This is a genomic window from Mesorhizobium opportunistum WSM2075 (assembly GCF_000176035.2).
GTDB lineage: Bacteria > Pseudomonadota > Alphaproteobacteria > Rhizobiales > Rhizobiaceae > Mesorhizobium > Mesorhizobium opportunistum.
Genome location: NC_015675.1, coordinates 1843441 through 1861342 on the forward strand (window position 1 = coordinate 1843441; position 17902 = coordinate 1861342).

15 protein-coding genes and 1 pseudogene are annotated in these 17902 nt (G+C 63.8%); 12 read left to right on the forward strand and 4 right to left on the reverse strand.

The genetic code is table 11. The features are described from left to right. Positions 1 to 4: 4 nt before the first annotated feature. The 3 genes from MESOP_RS08790 to MESOP_RS34940 form a co-directional block, all read right to left on the reverse strand. On the reverse strand, positions 5 to 1789 hold the full coding sequence (locus MESOP_RS08790) for a cation:proton antiporter domain-containing protein (protein ID WP_013892976.1): 1785 nt from the start codon (positions 1787 to 1789) through the stop codon (positions 5 to 7). Between the two features lie 180 nt (positions 1790 to 1969). Beyond that, on the reverse strand, positions 1970 to 2413 hold the full coding sequence (locus MESOP_RS08795; protein ID WP_013892977.1) for a baeRF12 domain-containing protein: 444 nt from the start codon (positions 2411 to 2413) through the stop codon (positions 1970 to 1972). 186 nt (positions 2414 to 2599) lie between these two features. Next, positions 2600 to 2833, reverse strand: a complete 234-nt coding sequence (locus MESOP_RS34940; protein ID WP_150111180.1) for a hypothetical protein — start codon at positions 2831 to 2833, stop codon at positions 2600 to 2602. Here MESOP_RS34940 and cysG point away from each other — a divergent pair. From cysG to MESOP_RS08830, 7 genes and pseudogenes are all read left to right on the forward strand, one after another. After that, positions 2832 to 4280, forward strand: a complete 1449-nt coding sequence (gene cysG / locus MESOP_RS08800; RefSeq protein ID WP_013892978.1) for a siroheme synthase CysG — start codon at positions 2832 to 2834, stop codon at positions 4278 to 4280. The two genes, MESOP_RS34940 and cysG, sit on opposite strands and share 2 nt — an antisense overlap. Further along, a complete protein-coding gene (locus MESOP_RS08805) occupies positions 4277 to 4582 on the forward strand; it encodes a DUF2849 domain-containing protein (RefSeq protein ID WP_013892979.1) in 306 nt (101 codons plus the stop codon). The genes cysG and MESOP_RS08805 overlap by 4 nt, the downstream gene beginning before the upstream one ends. Before the next feature lie 41 nt (positions 4583 to 4623). After that, positions 4624 to 6294: a nitrite/sulfite reductase gene (locus MESOP_RS08810; RefSeq protein WP_013892980.1), complete on the forward strand. Its 1671-nt coding sequence runs from the start codon at positions 4624 to 4626 to the stop codon at positions 6292 to 6294. Beyond that, positions 6269 to 7033 carry a phosphoadenylyl-sulfate reductase gene (locus tag MESOP_RS08815; protein WP_013892981.1) on the forward strand — a complete coding sequence of 255 codons (765 nt, stop codon included), beginning with the start codon at positions 6269 to 6271 and terminating at the stop codon, positions 7031 to 7033. Before MESOP_RS08810 ends, MESOP_RS08815 begins: the two co-directional genes overlap by 26 nt. Before the next feature lie 232 nt (positions 7034 to 7265). Further along, on the forward strand, positions 7266 to 7799 hold the full coding sequence (locus MESOP_RS08820; protein ID WP_013892982.1) for a DUF934 domain-containing protein: 534 nt from the start codon (positions 7266 to 7268) through the stop codon (positions 7797 to 7799). Between the two features lie 95 nt (positions 7800 to 7894). Continuing rightward, positions 7895 to 9501 (forward strand): annotated as a pseudogene (locus MESOP_RS36535) (GMC family oxidoreductase). A 193-nt stretch (positions 9502 to 9694) separates the two neighbouring features. Next, positions 9695 to 10315 (forward strand): DJ-1/PfpI family protein, encoded by a 621-nt coding sequence (locus tag MESOP_RS08830; protein WP_013892983.1) that lies wholly within the window; start codon positions 9695 to 9697, stop codon positions 10313 to 10315. A 102-nt stretch (positions 10316 to 10417) separates the two neighbouring features. On the opposite strand, the gene MESOP_RS08835 is transcribed toward MESOP_RS08830, so the two are convergent. Further along, on the reverse strand, positions 10418 to 11440 hold the full coding sequence (locus MESOP_RS08835) for a fatty acid desaturase (protein ID WP_013892984.1): 1023 nt from the start codon (positions 11438 to 11440) through the stop codon (positions 10418 to 10420). Between the two features lie 176 nt (positions 11441 to 11616). On the opposite strand from MESOP_RS08835, the gene MESOP_RS08840 reads away from it, so the two are divergent. The 5 genes from MESOP_RS08840 to MESOP_RS08860 all read left to right on the forward strand — a co-directional run bounded on the left by MESOP_RS08840 (position 11617) and on the right by MESOP_RS08860 (position 17895). Then, the gene (locus tag MESOP_RS08840) at positions 11617 to 12618 is read left to right on the forward strand and encodes a LacI family DNA-binding transcriptional regulator (protein ID WP_013892985.1); all 1002 of its coding nucleotides are present in this window, start codon (positions 11617 to 11619) and stop codon (positions 12616 to 12618) included. Positions 12619 to 12650: 32 nt separating this feature from the next. Continuing rightward, positions 12651 to 13970, forward strand: coding sequence for an ABC transporter substrate-binding protein (locus MESOP_RS08845; protein ID WP_013892986.1), 1320 nt, complete (start codon positions 12651 to 12653; stop codon positions 13968 to 13970). A gap of 114 nt (positions 13971 to 14084) precedes the next feature. Beyond that, positions 14085 to 14930, forward strand: a complete 846-nt coding sequence (locus tag MESOP_RS08850) for a carbohydrate ABC transporter permease (RefSeq protein ID WP_013892987.1) — start codon at positions 14085 to 14087, stop codon at positions 14928 to 14930. Beyond that, complete coding sequence (locus tag MESOP_RS08855) at positions 14927 to 15760, forward strand: carbohydrate ABC transporter permease (RefSeq protein ID WP_013892988.1); 834 nt, start codon at positions 14927 to 14929, stop codon at positions 15758 to 15760. Before MESOP_RS08850 ends, MESOP_RS08855 begins: the two co-directional genes overlap by 4 nt. Before the next feature lie 26 nt (positions 15761 to 15786). Then, positions 15787 to 17895 carry an ADP-ribosylglycohydrolase family protein gene (locus tag MESOP_RS08860; RefSeq protein WP_013892989.1) on the forward strand — a complete coding sequence of 703 codons (2109 nt, stop codon included), beginning with the start codon at positions 15787 to 15789 and terminating at the stop codon, positions 17893 to 17895. Positions 17896 to 17902: the final 7 nt, after the last annotated feature.

Sequence of the window (17902 nt, forward strand, 5' to 3'; positions counted from 1 at the left end):
GGCTTTAGGCAGCAGACGGTTCAGCCGCCTCCGGCTTGCGGCCGAGCACCTCTTCGACGATCCCGCGCGCGATCTCGCGCTCGCCCATGATCACCGTGTCGGCGCCGAGCCCCTTGAGATGCTCGACTTCGGCGTCGGAATGGGCGCGGGCGACGACGTTGATGCCGGGATTGGCGGCGCGGGCACGCAGCACGACCTGACCGGCCTCGAACGCATTGGGAATGGCCAGGATCAGCTGCCTGGCGCCTTCCGGATTGGCGGCGGCGAAGACTTCGGCGTTGGCCGCATTGCCTGCGACGGTCTCGACGCCGTCCGCCTTCAGCTTCGCCAGCGTCTTGTCGGCGTCCTCGATGACGAGGAAGGGCAGTCCAGCGTCTCTCAACGCGGCGCCGACGAGGCCGCCGACACGGCCATAGCCGATCAGGATGGCGTGGCCGGTGAGCGCCGTCTTCGGCGGCGGACCGTCTTCATTTTTGGAGGTCGAGGCAACCGAGGCGACCTGGCCCGGCTCCGTCGCCGGACCAACCGGCTTTGCGTCGGCCGGTACCGCGGTCCTGGCGGCACGCGCCTCCAGCCACGGCTTCATCCAGTCGACGACAAGGAACATCAGCGGGTTCAGCACGATCGACAGGATCGCGCCGGCCAGGATCAGGTCGCGGCCCTGTTCCGGCAGAAGTTTCAAACCGACGCCGAGTTCCGCCAGGATGAAGGAGAATTCGCCGATCTGGGCAAGGCTTGCCGAAATCATCAAGGCGGTGGCCAGGGGATAGCCGAAGGCGACGACGATGACGAACGCCGCCAGCGACTTGCCGATGACGATGATGGCGAGCGTCGCCAGGATCGGCAGGCCGTTGCTGACCAGGCTGAACGGGTCGAACAGCATGCCGACCGAGACGAAGAACAGCACCGAGAAAGCATCGCGCAGTGGCAGCGATTCTTCCGCCGCGCGATGGCTGAGCTCGGACTCGCTCATGATCATGCCGGCGAAGAAGGCGCCCAGTGCCAGCGAGACGCCGAACAGCTTGGCGGCGCCGAAAGCGACGCCGAGCGCAATGGCCAGCACCGAGAGGCGGAACAACTCGCGCGATCCGGTGTGGGCGACATAGTGCAGGATCCAGGGAATGACCCGGCGGCCCACCACGAGCATGACGACGACGAAGGCGGCGACCTTGGCCAGCGTGATGCCGACGACGCCCCAGATGCCGTAGCTCGGCGGCAACGACAGCAGCCCGCTTGCGTGCACATCCGCCTGTTCCTGGCCGCCAAGCGCGCCGGCGAGGGCCGGCAAAAGCACCAGCGCCAGCACCATGGCCAGATCCTCGACGATCAGCCAGCCGACGGCGATGCGGCCGCGCTCGGTCTCGATCAGCCGGCGCTCCTGAAGCGCGCGCAGCAGCACCACGGTCGAGGCGACCGACAGCGCCAGGCCGAACACAACCCCCGCGCCCATCGACCAGCCGAGCATCCAGGAAAGGCCGGCGCCGAGCGCGGTGGCAAAGCCGATCTGGACGATGGCGCCGGGCACGGCGATGGCGCGGACCGACAAGAGGTCCTTGAGCGAGAAATGCAGGCCGACGCCGAACATCAGCAGGATGACGCCGATCTCGGCCAATTCATTGGCGACGCCGGCATCGGCGACGAAGCCGGGCGTGTTCGGCCCGACCAGCACGCCGGCTATGAGATAACCGACCAGCGGCGGAATGCGGAAACGATTGGCGAGAGCCCCGAAGACGAAAGCCAGCCCCAGACCGGCGACGATGGTGGCGATAAGGGGCGTGTCATGCGGCATTGTCTATGGAGCGCCTTTCAAGCTAGCGATGTCGGAAGTGCGCCGCCCAAAGCCGTCGCCTGTTTTGCAATATGGTGGATGGGATGTCGGCGATGCAACCCGCAAAGCGGCGAAATCGCCGGCGGGGAGACAAATACTTGACCGCGGATGCTTGAGCGCAGACGATCGGCAGGCTGCCGATCAGGCGGCCCGCAGCATGGCCTCGATCTCTGGTATGGCGTGGTTGGTCAACGTCTTGGGGATTTCGGCGACAACCTTTTCCTCGACCTCCTTGTGCAATTTCTTGCGCATGGATCCGAGCACCATTGGCGGCGCGATGAGCACGATCTCGTTGAATTCGCCGCCATGCGCGAGCTTGTAGAGCCGGTCGACGATCTCGTCGGCGAAGCGTTCCTTACCGATGCGGTGCCAGTCCGTGTCCTCGACCGCGCTGCGGTGCACCGAGGGACCGTCATTGTAGCGACCCGGACTGTCACTGCCTTGCTCGCGCGTGGGCGGATTTTCCTGCTCCATCTCCTGCACGACCTGGAGGTCCGGAAATTTGTTGTCGCCGGCGTTCCTGAGGAAAAGTGCCTTTTCGCCATCAGCCACCATGATCCAGATACCGTGCTTCAGCTTGATCATGTGGCGGGTTCCTTTCTTCGACGTCATGGCTTTCCGCGCGCCCCGAACAGTTCGACTTCGGCACGAGGGGAACGCGTGGCGAACCGTTAATGTTCCAGCCTCTGGAATCGGCCTTGAGGCCGGCGCGACGGACGCCGAAAGGCAGAGGCGCCCGAAGGCTGCTTTAATCTACTGAATTGGTAGAAATTAGAAAAAACTGTTTTGCGAGATGCTGCGCCAATGGCTAAAAAGACCTGAAATCAAGCTTTGCCGTGGCTGCTTGAATCCGCTCTTTGCGCGGATGTGGAATATTTTTCTCTTGCCCTTCGCAGTTGCGAAAAAGCGATTGCCTGCCATCACAGGATGCGCGAGTGCTTTGCTTCTGGTTTTACGCGCCCGGGCGTAAAACTGCAGCCTGTTCAGGACCCTGCTCGTTTTCATGCCGCACACCGCCCCCAAGCTCAATGCCTTCCCCGTCTTCGTGCGGGTCGAGGGCGAAGCCGTGGCCATTGTCGGCGGCGGCGAGGAAGCGCTGGCCAAAGCGCGGCTGGTCGGACAGTCGAGCGCGGTTTTGCGCATCATCGCCCAAGACGCCGAACCGGAGCTGTTGGCTTTCATCGCCCAGACCGGCGCGAACCATGTCGCGGCGGCTTACGACGTGGCGCAGCTCGAAGGCGCGGTCTTGGTGTTTGCCGCCAGCGGCGAAGAGGCGCTGGACCGCCGGGTCGCCGGGGACGCGCGCACGCTGGGCATTCCAGTCAACGCCGTCGACCGGCCGGAACTTTGCGATTTCTTCACGCCGGCGCTGGTCAACCGTGCGCCGGTCGCCATCGCCATCGGCACCGAGGGTGCCGGCCCGGTGCTCGCCCAGATATTGCGCAGCCGCATTGACCGCATGCTGTCGCCGTCGCTCGGCAGGCTTGCGGCGCTTGCCGCTTCGTTCCGTGCCGCCGCCGAGAGACTGCCCAAGGGCAATATCCGCCGCCGCTTCTGGAGCGACTTCTTTGGCGGTGCGCCAGCGCGTGCCGTCGAGGCGGGCGAGCTTTCGCAGGCGCATGAAGCCGCGACCGACCTGTTGCTGTCGAACGCACCGGTCTCGGGCCACATCGCCCTGGTCGGCGCTGGTCCCGGTGCCGAGGATCTTCTGACGCTGCGGGCGCATCGCCTGCTGATGGAGGCCGACGTCATCGTCCATGACGCACTGGTGCCGGAGGCGGTCGTTGCCATGGGCCGCCGCGACGCCGAGCGCTTGCCGGTGGGAAAGCGCAAAGGCTGCCACACCAAGAGCCAGGCCGAAATCAATGCGCTGCTGGTCGAGCTCGGCCGCCAGGGCAAGCGCGTCGTGCGGCTCAAGTCGGGCGATCCGCTGGTGTTCGGCCGGGCCGGCGAAGAGATGGCGGCATTGCGCGATGCCGGCATCGCCTATGAGGTGGTTCCCGGCGTCACCGCGGCCTTTGCCGCCGCCGCCGATTTCGAACTGCCGCTCACTTTACGCGGGGTTTCATCGTCGATGGTGTTCACCACCGGCCACGACCTCAAGGGCAATTCATTGCCCGACTGGGCCAAGCTCGCGATTTCCGGCGCCACCGTCGCCGTCTACATGGGCCGCTCGGTTGCGGCCGAGGTTGCCGGCCGGCTGATCGAGGCCGGCCTGTCGCCGGACACGGCGGTCGCCGTGGTAGAGAATGCCAGCCTCGCCAACCGCCGCCGCTTCCACGGCACGCTGGCCGACCTGCCGTCGCTGGAAGCGCGCGCCGATCTCTCCGGGCCGGTCATGACCATTATCGGCGACGCCGTCGCCGGCGCCAATTTTGAACGTTCAGAGCCGCTTGCGGCACACACGCATGAAGGCGTGGCCAAGGCCACCTCCGAGAAAGTTCAGTCATGAAGATACTGACCGCCAACCGCCTGAGCGACGGCATCGCCGTGTGGTACGCCGATGGCGGCTGGGCCGAGACGGTGGACCACGCCGACCTTGCTCATGACAAGGCGGACGAAGACCGCCTGGAGGCGATCGGCGCCAAGGCCTATGCCGACAATGAGGTGGTCGACGTCAACCTGATCGACGCTGAAGTCGTCGGCGGCATGGTCGAGCCGGTGCGGTTGCGCGAGAAGATCCGCGCCGCAGGTCCGACCATCCGCAACGATCTCGGCAAGCAGGCCGCCAAGCAGTCGACGTGGGCGGCCTAACAGACACCAGACGCGGGCGGACGCGCCCTGAAAGACGAAGCATGTACCGTTACGATGAGTTCGATCACGATTTTGTCCAGGCCCGCGTCGCCGAGTTCAGCGACCAGGTCCAGCGCCGGCTGTCCGGCGAGATCACCGAGGACCAGTTCAGGCCGCTGCGGCTGATGAACGGCGTCTACCTGCAGCTGCATGCCTACATGCTGCGCATCGCGGTGCCCTATGGCACGCTGAACGGCAAGCAGCTGCGCATGCTCGGCCACATCGCCCGCAAATACGACAAGGGCTATGGCCATTTCACCACGCGCCAGAACATCCAGTTCAACTGGCCGGCGTTGTCGGACATCCCGGCGATCCTGGCGGATCTCGCAAGCGTCGAGATGCACGCCATCCAGACCAGCGGCAATTGCATCCGCAACGTCACCGCCGACCATTTTGCCGGAGCCGCCGCCGACGAGGTCGCCGATCCGCGCCCTTATGCGGAAATCCTGCGCCAGTGGTCGTCGGTGCATCCGGAATTCTCGTTCCTGCCGCGCAAGTTCAAGATCGCGGTGACCGGTGCCGAGCGCGACCGCGCGGCCATCCAGACGCATGACATCGGCCTGCACCTGAAGAAGAATGCCGCCGGCGAACTGGGCTTTGCCGTCTATATCGGCGGCGGCCAGGGCCGCACGCCGATGGTGGCCCGCAAGATCCGCGACTTCCTGCCGGAAGCCGATCTTCTGTCCTACTGCACGGCGATCCTGCGCGTTTACAACCTCTATGGCCGCCGCGACAACAAGTACAAGGCACGCATCAAGATCCTGGTGCACGAGACCGGCGTCGAGGAAATCACCCGCCAGGTCGAGGCCGAGTGGCAAGAACTGAAGGACGCGGAGCTGAAGCTGCCGGATGCCGACATCCGCGCCATCGAGGCTTATTTCGCGCCGCCGGCGCTGACGGATCGGCCGGACGGCGACGAGACGGTCAAACTGGCACGTCTCGATTCCAGGGGCTTCTCGGAATGGCTCGACCAGAACGTGGTGACGCATCGCCATCCCGACTATGCGGCGGTGACGATCTCGCTCAAGGGCATCGGCGAAGTGCCGGGCGACGCTTCGGACAGCCAGATGGAAGCGGTCGCCGACATCGCCGAGAAATACGCTTTCGACGAGCTTCGCGTCAGCCATGAGCAGAACCTGATCCTGCCGCATGTGGCGCGCGCCGACCTCAAGGCCGTGTATGACGCGCTGGTCGACATCGGGTTGGCGACGGCCAATTCCAATTTGATATCGGACATCATCGCGTGCCCGGGCCTCGACTATTGCGCGCTGGCCACGGCGCGCTCGATCCCGATCGCGCAGGAAATTTCGCGCCGCTTCGCCTCGCTGGAGCGGCAGCGCGAGATCGGCGAGTTGAAGCTGAAGATTTCCGGCTGCATCAACGCCTGTGGCCACCACCATGTCGGCCATATCGGCATCCTCGGTGTCGAGAAGAAGGGCTCCGAGCTCTACCAGGTGACGCTGGGCGGCTCGGCCGACGAAAACACGTCGGTCGGCGAGATCATCGGCCGCGGCTTCTCGTCGGAAGAGATCACCGACGCCATCGAGCAGATCGTCGACACCTATCTCGGCCTTCGGCTCAACCCGCAGGAAAAATTCATCGACGCCTACCGCCGAGTCGGTCCCGCGCCGTTCAAGGAGGCGCTCTATGCTGGCGAAGCCAAGGCCGCTTGACCATATAGCCGACGTCGATGACGGCGCCGCCGCCAAGGCGGCGGGGCTCGATGCGCTCTATGGTCACCTGAACGCGCTCGAGATCATCGAACGATCGGCGAGCGATCTGTTTCACGACGAGATCGCGGCCGTGTCGTCCTTCGGGGCGGATTCGGCCGTGCTGCTGCACATGATCTCGGAGATCGACCGTACACTGCCTGTCATCTTCCTCGACACCGGCAAGCATTTCGAGGAGACGCTCGGCTACCGCGACGCGCTCGTCGCCGATTTCGGGCTGACCAACATAAGGGTGATCAAACCCGAGGAAGCGGCGCTCGAGCGGATCGACCCGACGGGCAATTTGCACCAGAGCAATACCGATGCCTGCTGCAACGTGCGCAAGGTCGAGCCGCTGGCGCGTGGCGTTGCACCGTTCCGTGCCTGGTTCACCGGGCGCAAGCGCTTCCAGGCCTCGACGCGCGCCGCACTGCCGGTGTTCGAGGCGGTCGGTCCGCGCATCCGCATCAATCCGCTGGCGCACTGGACGACATCGGACCAGGCGGACTACATGCGTGCGCATGCGCTGCGCGAAAATCCGCTCGTCGCCTATGGCTATCTGTCGATCGGCTGTTTCCCGTGCACGCAACCGGTGCAGCCGGGCGAGGACGCGCGCAGCGGCCGCTGGGCCGGCCATGCCAAGACCGAGTGCGGCATTCACCTGTCGGGGCTGGAAGTATCGCTGACCGACGCATCCCTGTAGGATATGCTGGTATTCAGGTGAGAATGGCTGCAAATGCCAGCTTACTGCGCTTCCGGCCTTCGCCGGCCGAAGCACTCTTGAATGGCCGTGGTAATTAAGGCTACGGTCGGCGAAGGCCGGTGCTCACGTACTTCTAGTACGCTCCGCTCCGGTTCTCGGAAGCCGCCATTTTCGGCGCAGCCTGACCTGAATCTCATCACATGCCGAGCCTGTTCGAATTTAGGAATTTTTGATGACTGAACCGACGACACCGGTCACCCGGCTCTGGACCCCGGATGGTTTTCGCGAGGATGAGTGGACGCATGCCGAGAGTGCGGACGCGCTCACCGGCAATGGCCGCTTCATCCTGCCGCTGCAGGCATTCCTAGATCTCGATCCGGAGGTGCGCCGCTCCGCCAGGGAGCGGCTCGGCGTGGCGCTGCAGCCCGGCGATCAGCTCGAGAAGATAGCCGACCTGCTCGACCAGCTGTCGCTGGTGGCATTGGCCTTTCCTGCCTTCAGTGATGGCCGCTCCTTCTCCAAGGGAGAATTGCTGCGCGAGCGCTTTGATTTCGAGGGCGCCGTCCGCGCGACCGGCCAGGTCCTCGTCGACCAGCTGCCGCATATGCTGCGCCTCGGCTTCGACGAGTTCGAGATCTCCAACCCTGTGCTGTTGAAGCGCCTGGAGGAGGGCCGCACCGGCGGCCTGGGGCTCTACTACCAGCCGGCCGAGGTGCAGGAACCCAAGGGCCCGAAATATTCCTGGCGGCGCCTTCGCAACAGCTGACGCAGCGGTAATCGCCGACGTCTTTACATCAGCTCTGATCGGGCCTTCTCTGGGCTATCCGGACGGAAACATCCGCCGGGTGCGAGGAGGGAATCATGACTTTCGACTACGTCATCGCCGGCGGCGGGTCCGCCGGCTGCACGCTTGCCGCGCGTCTCTCCGAGGATCCATCGAAGACGGTCTGCCTGGTCGAAGCCGGCGGCGAGGGCAGGAACCTGTTCATCCGCGCCCCGGCCGGCGTCATCGCGCTGTTGCCCGGCCGACCGAAGATCCACAACTGGGCATTCGAGACGGTGCCGCAGCAGGGTCTTGGCGGCCGCAAGGGCTACCAGCCGCGCGGCAAGGCGCTTGGCGGCTCGAGTGCCATCAATGCCATGCTCTATGTCAGGGGCCATCGCAGCGACTATGACGAGTGGGCCGATTTCGGCTGCGACGGCTGGTCCTGGGACGAGGTGTTGCCATATTTTCGGCGCGCGGAAGGCAACCAGCGCGGGAGCGATGCCCTGCACGGCGATGACGGGCCGCTGCGGGTTGCCGAGCAGCAGGAGCCGCGTGCGCTCTCCCGGGCCTTTGTCGAGGCTTGCGGCGAAAACCAGATCCGCCGCAATGACGATTTCATGGACCGGAACAGGAAGGAGCAGGACTCTATCAGGTCACGCAGTTCTGGGGCGGAGACCGCAATGGCGAACGCTGTTCGGCGGCGGCGGCCTATCTGCATCCGGCGATCGGCCGGCCAAATCTGACCGTCATCACCGGAGCGCATGCCACCGGCATTGTCCTTGACGGCAAGCGGGCCACTGGCGTGCGCTATCGCAAGGGCAACAGCGAAGCCGTTGCGCGAGCCACGCGCGAGGTCATCGTCTGCGGCGGCGCCTTTGGCTCGCCGCAACTGTTGATGCTTTCTGGAGTAGGCCCAGCCGTCGAGCTTGCCGCCCACGGAATTCCAATGGTCCATGAATTGCCTGGCGTCGGCAAGAACCTGCAGGATCATCTGGATTTCATCATGGGCTGGACATCGAGGGATGCCGACATGATGGGCATCGGGCTGCGCGGTCTGCCTGGCTTGCTGCGGCATATGCTACGCTGGCGCAAGGATGGCGGCGGCATGATCGCCACGCCCTATGCGGAGGGCGGCGCCTTCCTCAAATCCGACCCAGCGATCGACCGCCCTGACCTGCAACTCCATTTTTGCATCGCCATCGTCGATGATCATGGCCGCAAGCTGCATATGGGCTACGGCTTCTCCTGCCATGTCTGCGTGCTGCGGCCGCATTCGCGCGGCGAGGTCGGGCTGTCGACGCCGGACCCGTTGGCGCCACCGCGCATCGATCCGCGCTTCCTGTCCGACGAACGCGACGCCCATCTGCTCCTCAAGGGCGTCAGGACGATGCGCGGCATCCTGGAAGCGCCGGCGCTGGCCAAATACCGCGCCAGGGAGATCTACACCGCCGGCGCTTCGAGCGATGCCGATTTGATGGCCCATATCCGCGCTCGCGCCGACACCGTCTATCACCCCGTGGGCACCTGCAGGATGGGCGTCGACGATATGGCGGTTGTCGATCCGCAACTGCGTGTGCGCGGCATGCAGGCCTTGCGTGTCGTCGACGCTTCGGTGATGCCGACGCTGATCGGCGGCAACACCAACGCGCCGACCATCATGATCGCCGAAAAGGCCGCCGACATGATCAAGACGGCCGCCTGATTGTAGCTCTGGTCGAACCAGTGGCGCGGTTTTCCTCTGCAGCGAAGTGCTCACTGACCGGGGGCACAGCTATCGACGCCAACTGGTCATACCAATTGTGCGATTTGTGCTTTCCCTTTCGTCGTCCTGCCCTTAGGATATGGCTATTATTTCGTGATCCGAAATAAATATGGCTACAAGGGAGGAACCGGAAATGGCTGGCAAGAAGATATTGATGCTCGTTGGCGAGTTCAGCGAGGAGTATGAGATTTTCGTCTTTGAACAGGCCATGCATGCCGTCGGCCACACGGTGCATGTCGTCTGTCCGGACAAGAAGGCGGGCGACGTCCTGAAGACCTCGCTGCACGACTTCGAAGGCCACCAGACCTATACGGAAAAGCTCGGCCACGACTATATCCTCAACAAGACGTTTTCCGAAGTGGACCCGGCCAAATACGACGCCGTCTACGCGGCGGGCGGACGCGGGCCGGAATACATCCGCATCGACAAGCGCGTGCAGGCGCTGGTGCGCCATTTCCACGAGGCCGGCAAGCCGATCTTCACCATCTGCCACGGCGTGCAGATCCTGATCGCCGTCGACGGCGTGGTGCGCGGCAGGGAAGTCGCGGCACTTCACTATTGCGAGCCGGAGGTGACGCTGGCCGGTGGCATCTACATCGACGTCGCGCCGACCGGCGCCCATGTCGACGGCAATCTCGTGTCAGCCAAGGGCTGGCCGGGCCTATCCAACTTCATCCGCGAATGCCTGAAGGTGCTGGGCACGGAAATCCGCCATGGCGAGATCCTGATGCGCGACGAACGCCAGGCGGCCTGACCCGGACGTTGCCAGCCGCCGCGCCTAAGGCGCGGCGGTTTTCGACGGGAAAACGCTACGCGCCTTTTCCCCGGGGAACCGTCACACTTTTCCTGGAATTGCCTAGACCGCTGCCCGTGCCTCGCGGAACGACACCAGCTTGCGGCGGCTTTCATCCCACAATGCCAGTTTGACGCAGCGCAGGCTCTCGATCAGCGTGACGCGGCCGATGCCACGCAGCTCCGGATAGTCGCGCAGCACTTCCTGCAACCTGTATCCGGGCACTTTGGCGGAGAGGTGGTGGACGTGGTGGACACCGATGTTGCCGGTGAACCAGTTCAGCACCCGCGGCAGGTCGTAGTAGGATGACCCGTGCAAAGCGGCGTGCTGGAATTCCCATTCGGAATCCTTTGCCCATTCCGTCTCCTCGAACTGATGCTGGACGTAGAACAGCCAGATGCCAGCCGAACCGGCGAGGATGACGATCGGCAGATGGACCACTAGGAAGGCGCCGGGGCCAACGAACCAGATGAGGATGGCCGCGGCAAGCGCGATGCCGAGATTGGTGGTCATCGACGACACCCAGGGCGTCAGGCCGCCGCGCATCATGCCGACAGGCAGCCTTTGCTCGAAGATGAACAGCCAGATCGGCCCCAGGCCGAACATCACGAGGGGATGGCGATAGAGACGATAGGCCAGGCGGCCTCGCCATGACAATTGCCGATATTCGGCAACGGTCAGCGTCCTGATGTCTCCCATGCCACGCTCGTCGAGATTGCCGGCGCTGGCATGATGCACGGCGTGGGCGCGCCGCCAGCAGTCATAGGGCGTCAAGGTCAGAATGCCGAGCGCCCGGCCGATCCAGTCGTCGGCGTAGCGATTGGCGAAGAAGGAGCCGTGGCCGCAATCGTGCTGGATCATGAAGATCCGCACCAGGAACCCGGCCGCGGGAAGGATGAGGATCAGTCCCCACCAATGGCCATAGGCATAGGCAGCCGAAGAGAGCGCCCAGAGCGTGACGAACGGAATGAGGGTGATGGCGAGCTCGAGTGTGCTGCGCCGCCGGTCGGGCTTCTTGTAGCGCGCCAGAATTTTGAGCCAGGCGCGCTTGCTGTTGGCCGCGGCCTCAGGGGAAATCATGTTCATCAGGAACCATAGGCGGCGCGTTCCGCCGCCGCAAGACAAAGATCACGCGAAATTACTGTGCGTAATTGTCGCGCGATGGATCAATTCCATGCCATGACGCCGCGACGGGCATGCTCTTGACTTTCCGGCTCGCATGCCTTTTATACGTATCACTAATACGTATAAGGAAACTTTTCTTGAAGCGAGCCACTCAAAAGGATGTCGCGCGGCTGGCCGGGGTTTCGCAGGCCAGCGTCTCGATGGTGATGAGTGGCGGCGGCTCTCCGGCGCTGTCATCCGAGACCTGGGAGCGGATCACCAATGCGGCGGCGCAGCTCGGCTATACGCCCAACCGGTTTGCGCAGGCGCTCAAGACCAACCGCACCATGACCATTGCCTGCATCGTGCCCGACATCACCAATCCCTTCTATCCGGCGCTGATGCGAGGCATCCAGTCGGTGGCCGAAGAACTCAACTATGACGTGATCGCGGTCAGCACCGATGGCTCCGCCGAGCGGGAGCGGCATTTCCTCGACTGGTCCAGGCAGGGACGCGTCGACGGCGTGATAGGGGTGTTCTTCACGCTGCGCGCCGGCGATTTCAAGCCACTGGTCGATGCGGGCGTGCCTGTGGTGCGCATCGAATCGAGCAAGAAGCGCGGCGGCGATATCGCCATCGACGATATTTTCATCGACAGCTACGCCGCCGCCCTTGCGGTAACACAATTTCTCATCGGTCGCGGCCATCACCGCATCGCCATGGTCGCCGGCCGGGGTGGCCCTCAGGGCGTTCGGGTCGAGGGCTATCGCACCGCGCTGACCGAAGCAGGCGGCGCGCCCTACGTCGTCATCGACGAGGAGTTCAGCGAAACCGGCGGTGCCCGGGCCGCGGAGGCGGTGCTGGCCAGCGGCTATGCGCCGACGGCGATCTTTGCCGCCAATGACCTTATGGCCATTGGCGTGATGCAGGCGCTGCGCGATCGCGGCATCGCCATCCCCGGCGATATCGCCGTCGCCGGCTTCGACGACATTTCAGCCGCCCGGCTGGTCACGCCGTCCTTGACCACCGTCTCCCAGTTCCAGGGCGATATCGGGGTCAAGGCAGCGCAGATCCTGATGGAAAGGCTGCGCGGCTCCAAGCCCGGCGCGGGCACCGCGCTCGAAATGCCCTTCAGCCTGATCGAACGTGGCTCAACCTGAAACAAGAAACGAAAATCATCGGAGGAGAAAACATGGAACGCCGTACGTTGCTCAAGACCGGCCTCGGCCTCGCCGCCCTGCCGCTGCTCCCACGTCTGGCCTTTGCCGACGACAAGAAGCCCGTCGGTTTCTGGTACGAGTCCGCCTCGCCGGAAAACCAGGACAATCTCAAGACCATCTTGATCGACCCATTCAATGCCGCGCATCCGCAGGACGATCTCTCGATCGATTTCCGCGGCTCCGACCTCGACAAGCAGTTGCGCATCGCCATGCTCTCGGGCAATGGCCCGGATGTCGTCTTCACCGCCGGTCCAAGCTATGTGGCGTCGATGGCGCAAGCGGGGCAGTTGCTGCCGCTCGATGATTACGCCGCAAAGCTCGGCTGGAACGACCGGCTGCTGCCGCTATTCATGGAACTGGGCAAGTATGACGGCAAGCTCTACGCGCTTGCCAAGACCTATGAGACGCTGGGCCTGTTCTACAACAAGACGCTGTTCGACAAGAACGGCTGGAAGGCGCCCACCACCATCGCCGAACTCGAGACGCTCGCCGACGAGATGAAGGGCAAGGGCCTGGTCCCGTTCGGCTGCGGCAATGCCGATTGGCGGCCGGCCAACGAGCACCATGTCTCGATCGTGCTCAATTCGGTGGCCGGCCCCGACAATGTCTACAAGGCGCTGACCGGTGCCAGTCCCTGGACAGACGCCTCCATCCTGGCCGCCATCGATAAGCTCGATGAGTGGTGGCAGAAGGGCTACTACGGCCCGAACTACTTCTCGCTGACGCTGGAGCAGGCATTCGCCCAGGTGGCGACCGGCCAGGCCGGCATGGCGCCGAGCGGCACCTGGAGCTTCACCAACATCCCGACCTATTTCCCGACCAACAACGCCGAAGCGGCGTTCGTCGGCTTTCCAAGCACGAGCGGCCCGCCGGTCTATGCGCTCGGCATTGGCTCGACGCTCTCGATCAACGCGAAATCCGAAAATGCCGACGGCGCGGCGGCGGTGCTCGACTATATTTTCAACGACAAGTTCTACAGCGAGATGAACTCTGTATGGCAGGGCGAGTGGAATCTGCCGTTGAAGGACCTGTCCGGTGTAAAACTCTCCGACAAGGTGCTGCCGCTTTATACCGAGGTGATGAAGAACCTGTCGACGGCCGTCGGCGCCGGCCAGTACGGCTACACGACATGGACTTTCCTGCCGCCCGCCACCGACACCTATCTGGTCAGCGGCATGGAGGAGGTCTGGCTGAAGAAGATCAGCTCGAAGGACTACCTCAAGAAACTCGATGAGACCTTCCAGCAGGAAAAGGCGGCCGGCAAGGTGCCGGCAGTTCCGAAGCGGGCCTGAAGCGGGCCTGAAGCGGGCTTGACGCGGCGGGCACCGGCAGCGCCGCGAACCATCCGAACGCAGCGAAAGGAGCGGCGCCCGTCCGGCGCCCTCTAAAACCCAGGGCAATCGTCCATGCACCGGCTCTATCTCGTCCCGACGCTGATCATCAATTTCGTCATCGTCCTCGTCCCGGCCTTGCTGACGGTCGTCCTGGCGTTCTGCAGCTGGGACGGCATTTCGACGCCGACCTTTTCGGGACTGGACAATTTCCGGGCGCTGTTCGCCGACGGCGTCTTCTGGTCGGCGCTGGCCAACAACATCATCTGGACCTGCATCTTCCTCATCGTGCCGATCGCCATGGGGCTGCTGGCGGCCTCGATGCTGCTGATCGTCAGGCGCGGCAGCAATTTCTTCCAGGTCGTCTACTTCCTGCCCGTGGTCATCGCCACGGTGATCACGGCCCGCGTCTGGCAGGGGATGATCTACAGCCCGGTCACCGGCGTGTTCGGCATGTTGGCACGCATGGGCCTGCATGTGGCCAATCCGCTGGCACAGCCATCGACAGCGCTGTTGGGCGTGGCGACCGTCGATCTTTGGCACTGGTGGGGATTTCTGTGCGTCATCTTCTTCGCGGCGCTGCGCCAGGTGCCGCAGGAGCACATCGAGGCGGCGCGTATCGAGGGCGCGAGCTATGGGCAAATGATGCGCTACGTGCTGCTGCCAGCGATCCGGCCGACCATCATGCTGATGATGATCATGACGGTGATCTGGAGCTTCCTCGCCTTTGATTTCGTCTACATCCTGACCCAGGGCGGCCCGGCTTTTTCGAGCGAGGTGCTGTCGACGCTGGCCTACCGCCACGCCTTCTACGATCTCAACGTCGGCCAGGCAGCCGCGGCGGCGCTGGTCATCAGCCTGTTCGGCCTCGTCGGCACGTTCTTCTACGTACGCCTGCAGACGCAGGAAGGCGAGCAATGAGAATGGTCGAAAGCCGGGCCACCCTGACGATCTCCTACGTGGTGCTGGGTATCGGTGCCTTCATCGCCCTGTTTCCGATCGCCTTGCTGGTGCTCAATTCGCTGAAGCCAGCGGCGCAGATCGTGCAGAGCCCGCTGGCGCTGCCCAATCCCATCCGCTGGGAGAATTTCGTCAACGCCTGGACCCACGCCAAGTTTTCGAAAACCTTCGTCAATTCGCTGCTGCTTTCGGGAACGACGATCATCCTCGTCTGCTCGACGTCCTCGCTGTCGGCCTATGTGCTGGCGCGCAGGAAAATCGCTTCGTGGAAGATCTGGACGTTCTACCTGCTGGCGACGACCACGGCGCCGATCCAGCTCTATATTTTCCCGCTCTATTTCGGCTTCGCCAAGCTCGGGCTGATCAACAACGTGTTCGGCGTCGCGCTGATCTACACCGCCCTCTACAGTCCATTCGCGGTGATGCTGCTGAGGACGTATTTCATCGCCGTGCCGAAGGAACTCGAGGAGGCCGCGCTGATCGACGGCGCCACCTCCTGGCAGGTGTTTTCCAGGGTGATGCTGCCCATCGTGTCGCCCGGCATCCTGACCGTCGCACTGATCATCGGGCTCAACTCCTGGAACGAATTCCTGATCGCGGCGACCTTCCTGCAGAAGGCGGACAAGGTCACCGCCGTGATCGCCTTCTACCTGCTCAGCGGGCAGTACAGCTCGGACTGGGGTGAGATCATGGCTGCCGCGCTGATCATCGTGGTGCCGGTGGTGGTGCTGTTCGTCGCCATGCAGAAACGGTTCATCGAAGGCATGGCGGGCGGCTCGGTCAAAGGCTGAAATTTTTGGATTATCTGGAGCAGAACATGCAGTTGCCAAACGACTATCTGGAACGGGTCTATGCCGGTGTGCTCGGCAAGCTGGTGGGTGTCTATCTCGGCCGGCCGTTCGAGGGTTGGACCTACCAGAAGATCATGAAGGAGCTCGGCCCGATCGACTATTACGTGCATGAGCGCCTGAACCAGCCGCTGGTGGTGACCGATGACGACGTTGCCGGCACCTTCACGTTCATCCGCGCGCTCGAGGATTACGGCATCTCGCCCAATCTGCCCGCCGAGGCCATCGGCAAGGCATGGCTGAACTATATCGTCGAGGAGCGTTCGATCCTGTGGTGGGGCGGCAGCGGCAACTCGACCGAGCATACTGCATGGCTCAATCTCAAGAAGGGCATACCGGCCCCGCATTCGGGTTCCATCGCCACCAATGGTGCGACCGTCGCCGAGCAGATCGGCGCCCAGATCTTCATCGACGGCTGGGCGATGGTGGCGCCTGAGCAGCCGCAACTGGCGGCAAAGCTTGCCGAACAGGCCGGCAAGGTCTCGCATGACGGCGAATCCGTCCATGCGGCGATGCTGTGGGCGGCAATGGAGGCCGAAGCCTTTGTCTCCAGCGACATCGACCATCTCATCGATACCGGCCTGTCGGTCATCCCGCGCGACAGCCTGATCGCCAAACTCATCGCCGACATCCGCGGCTGGGTGAAGGCACATCCCGACTGGCACGACACGCGCCAGAAGATCGAAGACAAATACGGCTACGACAAATATCCAGGTAATTGCCATGTCGTGCCCAACCACGCGCTGATGGTGATGGCCGTGCTCTATGCGCCGGACGATTTCCAAAAGGCGCAGATGATCGTCAACACGTCGGGCTGGGACACCGATTGCAATGCGGGCAATGTCGGCTGCCTGCTTGCCCTGATGCTCGGCCTCGACGGCATCGAGGCCGGACCGGACTGGCGCGGGCCGATCGCCGACCGCCTGCTGATTTCCTCGGCCGACGGCGGCAACTCGATCAACGACGCGGTGCGAACAGCCTACTATATCGCCAATCTCGGCATGGCGCTCGCCGGTGGAAATCCGCTCGACGCGCCGAAGGCCGGCGCCCAATTCCACTTCTCGCTTTCCGGCAGCCAGCAGGGTTTTCGGCCGGTGGAGGGGCATGGCTTGGCCAGCGGCGTTCGCGTCGGCAATGTCGAGTTCGAGAATGGCCGTGCCCTGACCGTAAGCTATGAAGCCCTGGCTCCCGGCCTGGCTGCCGTCGTGACGACACCGACCTTCTCGCCGCGGGAGGTGCTGTCGATGCGCACCTACGACCTGATGGCCACGCCGCTCGTCTATCCCGGGCAGGTGGTCAAGGCGCGCGTCGTCGCCGATCGCCGCAACAAGGGCGCGGTGTCGGTGCGGCTGCGCATTCGCGCCTATGATGGCGACGATCGCCTGCGCGACATCGATAGCGATGCGATTGCCCTGAATGCCGGCGAGGACCGCGTGCTTTCATGGCGCCTGCCGGATCTGGACGGCCAGCCGATCGCCGAGATCGGCATCATGCTCACCAGCGAGGGCAGGCGCGCCGACGGTCGTGTGCTGCTCGACTATCTCAGATGGGATGGGGCGCCGGACCTGAACTTGCATCGGCCGGCCGGCGATTGCGATTTCTGGCGCATGGCCTGGGTCAACGGCGTCAGCTTCTTTTCCAAGCGTTTTCCGCCGAGTTTCCGCATTTCGCAGAGCCGCGACGAGGGCATCGTCATTCACGGCACGCGGCAGTGGACCGATTACAAGGTATCGAGCGACATCGTCATCCACCTTGGCAATTACGGCGGTGTCTGCGCGCGCGTCCAGGGCTTGCGGCGCTACTACGCCGTGCGCGCCACGCGCGATGGCAAGCTGCAGATCGTGCGTACACGGGATGCCGAAACGGTCGTTCTGGCGGAGACCGATTTCGAACTGGTCTTCGAAAAGACCATTCCGGTGACGCTGACCGTCAAGGGCAGCCGCATCACGGCGCTTTTCGGCGGCGTGGCGCTCGAGGCTGACGACACGAGTTCGCAGGCGCTCACCAACGGCGGCATCGGATTGCTGATCGCGGAAGGCGCGCTGTCCACCGACAACATACATGTGAGCGCGACCTGAACGTCTC

Bases quoted from the DNA above. Each gene is read 5' to 3' on its own strand.
- MESOP_RS34940 (WP_150111180.1), bottom strand. From the start codon at position 2,833: ATGAAAACGAGCAGGGTCCTGAACAGGCTGCAGTTTTACGCCCGGGCG.
- MESOP_RS08860 (WP_013892989.1), top strand. From the start codon at position 15,787: ATGCAGTTGCCAAACGACTATCTGGAACGGGTCTATGCCGGTGTGCTC.
- MESOP_RS08845 (WP_013892986.1), top strand. From the start codon at position 12,651: ATGGAACGCCGTACGTTGCTCAAGACCGGCCTCGGCCTCGCCGCCCTG.
- MESOP_RS08810 (WP_013892980.1), top strand. From the start codon at position 4,624: ATGTACCGTTACGATGAGTTCGATCACGATTTTGTCCAGGCCCGCGTC.
- MESOP_RS08815 (WP_013892981.1), top strand. From the start codon at position 6,269: ATGCTGGCGAAGCCAAGGCCGCTTGACCATATAGCCGACGTCGATGAC.
- MESOP_RS08795 (WP_013892977.1), bottom strand. From the start codon at position 2,413: ATGATCAAGCTGAAGCACGGTATCTGGATCATGGTGGCTGATGGCGAA.
- MESOP_RS08820 (WP_013892982.1), top strand. From the start codon at position 7,266: ATGACTGAACCGACGACACCGGTCACCCGGCTCTGGACCCCGGATGGT.
- MESOP_RS08790 (WP_013892976.1), bottom strand. From the start codon at position 1,789: ATGCCGCATGACACGCCCCTTATCGCCACCATCGTCGCCGGTCTGGGG.
- MESOP_RS08835 (WP_013892984.1), bottom strand. From the start codon at position 11,440: ATGAACATGATTTCCCCTGAGGCCGCGGCCAACAGCAAGCGCGCCTGG.
- MESOP_RS08830 (WP_013892983.1), top strand. From the start codon at position 9,695: ATGGCTGGCAAGAAGATATTGATGCTCGTTGGCGAGTTCAGCGAGGAG.
- MESOP_RS08855 (WP_013892988.1), top strand. From the start codon at position 14,927: ATGAGAATGGTCGAAAGCCGGGCCACCCTGACGATCTCCTACGTGGTG.
- MESOP_RS08805 (WP_013892979.1), top strand. From the start codon at position 4,277: ATGAAGATACTGACCGCCAACCGCCTGAGCGACGGCATCGCCGTGTGG.
- MESOP_RS08850 (WP_013892987.1), top strand. From the start codon at position 14,085: ATGCACCGGCTCTATCTCGTCCCGACGCTGATCATCAATTTCGTCATC.
- cysG (WP_013892978.1), top strand. From the start codon at position 2,832: ATGCCGCACACCGCCCCCAAGCTCAATGCCTTCCCCGTCTTCGTGCGG.